The organism is Moorena sp. SIO4G3 (genome assembly GCF_010692305.1).
Lineage (GTDB): Bacteria > Cyanobacteriota > Cyanobacteriia > Cyanobacteriales > Coleofasciculaceae > Moorena > Moorena producens_A.
Map to the genome: position 1 here is coordinate 1 of NZ_JAAHIG010000483.1, position 5,934 is coordinate 5,934.

The following is a 5,934-nucleotide window of genomic DNA, read 5'->3' on the forward strand; positions in this document are numbered from 1 at the left end:
GGGCGGGGGCTGGGGTTGGGACGTGTGGGCTTCCGGGCTGGGGAGAGGGGGAGGGAGGGAGGGAGGGAGAGAGGGAGAGAGGGAGATGGGGAGATGGGGAGATGGGGTGATGGGGAGATGGGGAGATGGGGTGATGGGACAGATTTTTATTAAGGGTAATTATCCAGACACTGACCTAAGACATTAATAATTTAACCTATAAAAAGCTATGCTAACGATAACTTTTTTTAAAAAAATACTATAAAATATGTAACCTAAACTTTGGTTTTTATCTATAGCAAAGAATCAACTATATCCAGGTTTTTTTTAATAACTATAAAATACACTTTTTTACAATTTTATACTTCCCGATTCCCGATTCCCGATTCCCGATTCCCGATTTCCGATTCCCGATTCCCTGTTCCCGATTCCCGATTCCCTGTTCCCTGCTCCCTGCTCCCTACTCCCTCAAACCCAGAAATTTGTACCTCACCAAATTGAAAAACGCTGTATATAACAGAATAAACCTATGGATCGAAAACTTCAAAATTGGAAGAAGTTCTGTCAATATTATTCAGGAGACTTCTATGGGATTTGGACTAGATACTCAACCACAGGAGACGTCATAGAATCTTGGCGCTGTATTAGAAGCTTTCGTCCCACAGCAGAAGGCAGTGAAATACATCAGCAAAATCACTATACTTATGCTAATGGCAAGACAGAGACAAAAACCTTTGGACCCTACAAGCAACCTATCACAACTGGCTTGTTTTTAGACAATGGCTTTTCTTGGGGTTCCAGCACAGTAAAATCTGGCTCCACCTTTTTTTCCGATATATGTTTAAGGTATGAAAATAGTCGTGCTACTGCGATTGCCAAATACGATGAAAGTGGCAGCTTGAAACGCTTTACTGTCTTTCCGGAACACCTAGGACATTTTCTTGATGCAGTCGCTCATGGGGGGGACCCCAAGACCGCGCTGCATCGCTTCGTGAATGTGCCTGCTCTAGCTCCCGCCCATCAAATTAGTAGCGACTGGCAAGGAACAGTCCAAACAATAACCCCGGACTGGCAAATTTCAGCCCCAGTAGTAACCTCATGGCAACCGTTAGACGATTTACCTAAAGATTACCTGAGGTTACACTTTACCAACGGAATTTCAATCAGTTGTCCGGCACAGGTAGAGAGTGGAAAAGAGTTTTTTGTGGCAGTAGATTGGCTGGTTAACCAGACTGTATTGCAACGAGGCACTCGCCACTATGATCAATCGGGGTTTACCAGTTTTACCGTAGAAGTATTTAGAATTTAGTAAAACTATGATAAAAAATATATTTAAAAATACTCTTAAGTCCCAAAAACTACTTCTTATATCATGTCGCTATAATTACCCTTAATAAAAATTTCCCCCATCTCCCCATCTCCCCATCTCCCCATCTCCCCATCTCCCCACACTTCCCACCCTCCCTGTAATTATGGGTATTCGACCTGACTTGATATTCCCGATTCCCGATTCCCCATTCCCGATTCCCGATTTAACAATAATGAACTAGTTAAATCAGCCAGTTACTCTAACTTCATAGTTCACGGTTCCTAGCCAAGACATCCCAGGTATTTGGTATGGCTTGAATAGTAAACTATCTAAGTTACCATACTTTACTATATGCTTGATAAAATGTTGAGAACCTTTAAAAATATCAACACTATTAGGTATAGAGTTATCTTCTGAACCTAAATTTAGAGGTAACTTAGCTAAATCCTTGAGAGACTTTAAGGACTCATAGGCTGAAGAAAACTGGATATAAGTAGAAATAGCGCTACGCATTTTTGAATCAAGTCCAGCCGGATTCTTAAGTTGACCTTCTTCAATAACTGCGCCAAAACGCTTTTTAAGAAACGTCCTAACATTTTCTGAGTAGGACTTGGAATTATACTGATAAATCGCCTGAGTAATAGAAGATTGCTTACGAGAGTTAATCATTTCTCCTACTACGTAAGCTGCAATATCCGCAGTATAATCAGAATCTCTGGCTAACCTATCCAAAGCTTCTTCAACACTGTTAACATCTATGTTATCATTGGGGTCTCGATAGGCCACAATAGCCGAACCAATATCTCCAGCCCATGAGGTATGGTCACCAGTCCAGCTAGTGAAATCTGACCATTGGAATCCAGGCTGATCAATTTGATCAGAAAGGGAACCGATAAAATGACCAAAGTCAGTAATTTCACCACTTAATATCAATTCATTGATATTGAGTTTTCCTTCAAATTCATCTCGAATATACTCTTGGTGATACCCCGTAGCTGTACTCCATAACCGACTAGTATATTCCTTCTTAGTGTACCCACGCAAATGATTAACAATTTCATAAGCAGATTTACCAGGGTTCTCACGTTCAATTTTCTCGATGAATTCCAATGCTTCTTGTAGTTTAGACATAGGTTTCAACTAGATTAATCCCTCTTAGTCATACTGTAACCTACGTCTTGGATTTGTTAGATTCCGGATTTGTTGGGCAGATTTGGGTTTGAAGGTTGTCAGGTTGTCAGGTTGAAGGTTGGATGGTTGAAGGTTGGATGGTTGAAGGTTGAAGGTTGGATGGTTGAAGGTTGAAGGTTGAAGGTTGTTTGGTTGAAGGTTGTTTGGTTGTTTGGTTGTTTGGTTGAACGCGATGGACTTCGTCCCGCTTTCAGCGATGGACTTCGTCCCGCTTTCAGCGAACGCGTGGCCAATAGGCCAAGGTTGTTTGGTTGAACGCGATGGACTTCGTCCCGCTTTCAGCGATGGACTTCGTCCCGCTTTCAGCGAACGCGTGGCCAATAGGCCAAGGTTGTTTGGTTGAAAGTTTTAAAGTTTAATAACCTGTAACCTGTAACCGCGTCACCTGTAACCTGTAACCTGTAACCTGTAACCTTCAACTGCGTCACCTGTAACCTGTAACCTTCAATTTTAAACCTTCAACCTTCAACCTTCAACCTTCAACCTTCAACCTTCAATTTTCAACTTTCAACCTTCAACAAAACAATATTGCTATAATCTATCGCATTGCAGCAGTAGGGGGCAAAACCAAGTTAGGGTTTGACCCCTGCTCATGACCGTTAAGGGTGCCATGATCAGGATTATCTTGGAGTAAAGCCTCCCGAATCATCCGAGCAATCACTCGCTGTGCCAAACTACCAGCAATTTTTTGTCCCATTTCCTGGGTCTCCTGTTTTATCAACACTTGAGGAATAACTGGCAACAATTGCATTAGGTCAAAACCAGGAGTGTCTTGTAAAATTTTCCAAATCCGCTTGATATTCTCAGTGCTTTCGGGTTTATCTTCTGGCTTGTTGTCTTGATTATCTTTATTATTTATTTCTAAGCCTAGACGTTCCTGCAAAGCATAACTGACGTTATCCAAGGTCTGTCTTCCAAAGCTATCGATAGCCTTGACAATTTCATTGACCAAGTGCTCCCGAATGAAAGCTCCTCGCTCTGAAAAAATAAAGTCTAGGGTCTGATCTAAGACTTGGTTGATATCATAATCTGGAGAATTTCCAGCATTACGCAACAGGTTTTCTAGACGGTTCCAACGGAAACCCTCATCCTTGAACAGTAAATCCCTTAAGGATGCCCGTAATTCTGGTGATGAATCCGTCAATAGGCGCTTGGCTACATAAGGATAGGCTTTACTGAGTACTTTGAAATCTGGCTCAACATTAATGGCAATCCCTTCTAAGGTGACGAGGGAGCGAATAATCAGGGCATAGTAAGCGGGTACCCGGAAGGGATACTCATACATCAACGCTGATAACTGGTCAGTGATACTCTTGAAGTTGAGTTCTGCCACACTGGCTCCCAAGGCGTTGTTAAAAACCTTGGCCAGGGCAGGAATAATTGGTGTCAAGTCTGTCTCTGGGGTCAAAAACTCCAACTTCACGTAGTCATTGGCCAAACCAGGGAAGTCACGATTGACCAAATGGACAACAGCTTCAATCAAACCATAGCGCTGATACGTCTTGACTTGGCTCATCATCCCAAAGTCAATATAAGCCAGCTTGCCGTCAGAGGTGGCTAACAGGTTTCCAGGGTGAGGGTCAGCGTGAAAGAATCCGTATTCTAGTAGCTGTCGCAAGGAACAGTTTACCCCAACTTCAATCAAGTGCTTGGCATCAATGCCTTGAGCCTTGATTGTTTCCATATCCGTCAGCTTACTACCCGTTATCCATTCCATAGTCAGGACACGACGCCCAGTGTACTCCCAGTAAATTCGGGGAACATAAATTTCTGGTAGTTTGCCGTAAAGCTTGGCAAAGCGTTCAGCATTGCGCCCTTCATGCTGATAGTCCATCTCTTCAAAGATCCGGGCACCAAACTCATCCATGATGGCAACCAAGTCACTGCGCACCCGCTTGACATTGCTTTGTACCCACTGTGCCAGACCGCGTATAATGTAAAGATCGAGGGTAATTTTATGTGCCAATCCTGGTCGCTGTACCTTGACCGCAACAGTTTCCCCAGTTTTGAGCTTGCCCTTATACACCTGCCCTAAGGAAGCCGCTGCCACAGGCTTTTCAGTCAGTTCAGCGAAAATATTTTCCGGGCGATCGCCTAATTCTTCCTCAATAAATTGATAAGCCACCTCATTCTCAAAGGCTGGGAGTTGGTCTTGTAACAGCGTCAACTCATCCAAGAAAATTTGTGGGACTAAATCCGGTCGTGTGGAAAGAGCTTGTCCGATTTTAATGTAAGCTGGCCCTAGGTCGGTTAAAATTTCCCGCAGCTGAATCGCTCTGCGCTGGTTCTTGGTAACATCCCGACCGCGAAACCGATCCCACCACAGACCTAGAGCAAACGATATAAATGAAGAAATAATCGTGAAAGACCGCCCTAGAACTTGCAGGTATGCCTTGTGGTACTTGGCTGCGATCGCGGACGGGTCGTACCGTGGTTTTTCTGTTTCCAAGACAGAGGATTCCGTTGTCGAGCTCAACTCTTCCTCAACTGAGCTCTGAGTTCCCGACACTGGTACCACTGACCTGTCCGCATCAGCCTGTGAGTCTAGTGCTTGAACAGAAGTTGGGGAAACTGTTTTAGGATTCATAAGAAGATATTTCCGACGGACCAACAGAAGCGATTCTGTAAACTATTGTAACAAAAGGGGGATATCATTAAAACTTAATAAAGGTTCGGCAATCTTCATACCAGAATGGTGGAATAACCCATTCCTGGGTAAGAATACTGATTTTTAGTGGACACTTGACGATAAACTGAATGGTGAACGGTCAACGATTACTAGAGTTAACCCTTAGACTTCAATTGGGTATTAGGGTGTGACTTTTCCGAAATTGTTACAAAATGTGTTTAATATCACAATTTTCCCAACAGTGAATTTTGCTCAATGTTACTTTATTTGCGAATTCACAACTTTGCCTTAATTGACCACTTAGACGTGGAATTCGGTGCTGGTCTAAATGTGTTGACTGGGGAAACCGGTGCGGGTAAGTCCATTATTTTGGATGCCATTGATATTGCCCTGGGGGGAAAAGTCACCAATCGGCTGATTCGCACAGGGACTAAACGGGCTTTGGTAGAAGCTACCTTCTCGGTAGATAACCCCTTGATAGCCTGGTTGAGTGAGCAAGAGATTGAGTTACTTGATCAAGCCGATTTAGTCTGTAGCCGAGAGATTACCGCAACAGAGAAAGGCATGCGATCGCGTTCTCGGGTCAATGGCACGATAGTCAATCGGCAACTGATGGAGGGACTGCGTGAGCGCTTGGTAGAAATTACTGCTCAGGGTCAAACCATACAGCTAATTATGCCAGCACGCCAACGAGGGCTACTCGACCTTTACGGCGGTTCCCAAGTGATCCAACAGCGAGATCGAGTTGCATCTGCGTATATAGCTTGTCAAGAGGCCAAGAAAGCTCTAGAGACACAGCAAAGGTCTCAGCAAGAACGCCTACAAC

6 protein-coding genes and 1 pseudogene are annotated in these 5,934 nt (G+C 43.8%); 4 read left to right on the plus strand and 3 right to left on the minus strand.

The window, feature by feature from the left end; genetic code table 11:
- The 3 genes and pseudogenes from F6J99_RS40655 to F6J99_RS40665 all read left to right on the plus strand — a co-directional run.
- Positions 1-187: pseudogene (locus tag F6J99_RS40655) on the plus strand (hypothetical protein); the annotation flags it as partial.
- A 74-nt stretch (positions 188-261) separates the two neighbouring features.
- Positions 262-480, plus strand: a complete 219-nt coding sequence (locus F6J99_RS40660; protein WP_293122002.1) for a hypothetical protein — start codon at positions 262-264, stop codon at positions 478-480.
- Positions 481-508: 28 nt separating this feature from the next.
- Positions 509-1,288: a DUF3598 family protein gene (locus tag F6J99_RS40665; protein WP_293122005.1), complete on the plus strand. Its 780-nt coding sequence runs from the start codon at positions 509-511 to the stop codon at positions 1,286-1,288.
- 246 nt (positions 1,289-1,534) lie between these two features.
- On the opposite strand, the gene F6J99_RS40670 is transcribed toward F6J99_RS40665, so the two are convergent.
- The 3 genes from F6J99_RS40670 to F6J99_RS40680 form a co-directional block, all read right to left on the minus strand.
- A complete protein-coding gene (locus F6J99_RS40670) occupies positions 1,535-2,419 on the minus strand; it encodes a hypothetical protein (protein ID WP_293122008.1) in 885 nt (294 codons plus the stop codon).
- A gap of 24 nt (positions 2,420-2,443) precedes the next feature.
- Positions 2,444-2,800 carry a hypothetical protein gene (locus F6J99_RS40675; RefSeq protein ID WP_293122011.1) on the minus strand — a complete coding sequence of 119 codons (357 nt, stop codon included), beginning with the start codon at positions 2,798-2,800 and terminating at the stop codon, positions 2,444-2,446.
- Between the two features lie 217 nt (positions 2,801-3,017).
- Positions 3,018-5,066 carry an AarF/ABC1/UbiB kinase family protein gene (locus F6J99_RS40680; protein WP_293122014.1) on the minus strand — a complete coding sequence of 683 codons (2,049 nt, stop codon included), beginning with the start codon at positions 5,064-5,066 and terminating at the stop codon, positions 3,018-3,020.
- Positions 5,067-5,363: 297 nt separating this feature from the next.
- On the opposite strand from F6J99_RS40680, the gene F6J99_RS40685 reads away from it, so the two are divergent.
- The coding region (locus F6J99_RS40685) for an AAA family ATPase (protein ID WP_293122017.1) at positions 5,364-5,934 on the plus strand (571 nt) is incomplete at its 3' end.

Excerpts from the sequence above, each read along its gene's own strand:
- F6J99_RS40665 (WP_293122005.1), top strand. The coding sequence starts at position 509 with ATGGATCGAAAACTTCAAAATTGGAAGAAGTTCTGTCAATATTATTCA.
- F6J99_RS40670 (WP_293122008.1), bottom strand. The coding sequence starts at position 2,419 with ATGTCTAAACTACAAGAAGCATTGGAATTCATCGAGAAAATTGAACGT.
- F6J99_RS40680 (WP_293122014.1), bottom strand. The coding sequence starts at position 5,066 with ATGAATCCTAAAACAGTTTCCCCAACTTCTGTTCAAGCACTAGACTCA.